The organism is Mycobacterium sp. NS-7484 (assembly GCF_001953975.1).
Lineage (GTDB): Bacteria > Actinomycetota > Actinomycetes > Mycobacteriales > Mycobacteriaceae > Mycobacterium.
The window spans coordinates 1-1395 of record NZ_MBEJ01000092.1; the positions used below are offsets into that span (position 1 = coordinate 1).

General features: G+C 72.3%; 1 protein-coding gene and 2 pseudogenes. 1 reads left to right on the forward strand and 2 read right to left on the reverse strand.

Annotation, left to right across the window (positions count from 1 at the left end):
* Nucleotides 1-205: 205 nt before the first annotated feature.
* Both A5733_RS16940 and A5733_RS27550 read right to left on the reverse strand, forming a co-directional pair.
* Nucleotides 206-952, reverse strand: a complete 747-nt coding sequence (locus A5733_RS16940) for an oxidoreductase (RefSeq protein ID WP_076240949.1) — start codon at nucleotides 950-952, stop codon at nucleotides 206-208.
* A gap of 29 nt (nucleotides 953-981) precedes the next feature.
* A pseudogene (locus tag A5733_RS27550) lies at nucleotides 982-1128 on the reverse strand (hypothetical protein); the annotation flags it as partial.
* A 9-nt stretch (nucleotides 1129-1137) separates the two neighbouring features.
* Here A5733_RS27550 and A5733_RS16945 point away from each other — a divergent pair.
* A pseudogene (locus A5733_RS16945) lies at nucleotides 1138-1395 on the forward strand (IS3 family transposase); the annotation flags it as partial.

Sequence of the window (1395 nt, forward strand, 5' to 3'; positions counted from 1 at the left end):
GAATGTGACTGCGCGCTACTGGGTTTTGGCCCGCGTCAGCACCGTGAACGAGCAGAGGTCGCCGCCGGTCGCGGTGTGGCGCGGGTGGGGGCAACCCGGGCCAGGCCGGCCCGCGGCGGGTCCGGGCTAGCGGGCGGTGAGGGCGGCGACGACAACGCCGCCCGCTTCGATATGTCCACCCGGTTTCTACACACTCAGAAGCACCCTAACCGGAGGCGGCGTCGGCGATCGACGTCGCCTCTCGCGCGCCGTCCTCCAGCGCGCCGCAGCACAGGATCACCCAGCCGCCGACCCCCTCGGCCGTTCCGGACCCGAATGCCGCCGCACTATCCAGATAGGCCTGCCGCCGGCGTAGCCAGAACACCTCCGGCACGCCGAGGCTGTGCGGGTCCAGCCCACTCGACACCGCAACCAACCGCGACGCAGCCCTGGCGACGATCCCGTCGGCCGTCCCGAACGGCCGCAGCGTCAGTAGCTCACCGTGCACGACCGCGGCGAGCACCGGAGCCGGCGCCGACGAGCCGAGCACAGTCTGGGCGAGCAGGTCCAGCCGCTGCGCCACCCCGCCGTCGCTGCGCGGCCTGCCGAGTTCGGCCTCGTCGGAGACCAGGTCGGCCGCGGCCAGCAGGTGCAATCGGGCCAGCGCCTGCAGGGGCGCCCGCTGCCAGGTCCCGACCAGATTCCGCAGTGCATCGCCGTCGAGCGCCTGCCCGACCCGCAGCGATCCCGCCAGGATCGGATCGGTGACGTTGCCATCGGCGGGCAGCTCGACGCTGCCGCCGTCGATCGCCGCCGACGACCGGGCCGCTCGCACCGCGGCCTCGGCCGCGGTGGTCGGCCAGCCGCGGCGGTTGCTCTTGTGCCGGTGGACCTCGGCGAGCGCCTCGCGCGCCATGTCGGCGGCCCCCCGCACACCCCGCAGATCGACGAGGGGCTGCAGCGGATCGGTCACGGCATACGAGGCTACTGCCGTCGCATCGGTCAGCTCACCAGCAGGTCCCGGCCCGGGATGGCGTCGAGCAGCCTGCGGGTGTAGTCCTCGCGCGGATTGTCGAACACAGTGTCGGTGGTGGCCGCCTCGCCCACCCGCCCTGCCCGCATGACGAGGACGTCGTCGGCGCTCTGGCGCCCCCCGGGCATCGCTGGGTGACCCAGTACGGCGGGATGAAGGCCAACGACGCCAAACGGCTCAAAGAATACGAGGCAGAAACTTCTGACCCCGAACCGCAAGCACCGCGCCGTCGCGAGGCGGCGCGAGCGGTGCGGGGCCTCTGAGCGGCGGGCGTGTGAGGTGGTGGGCATTCACCGCTCCACGATGCGCCTGCAACCACCGGCGATCACTGATGAGGAAGCTGAGCTGCGGGCCTGGCTGTCGAAGTTCTCCATCGACCGCAG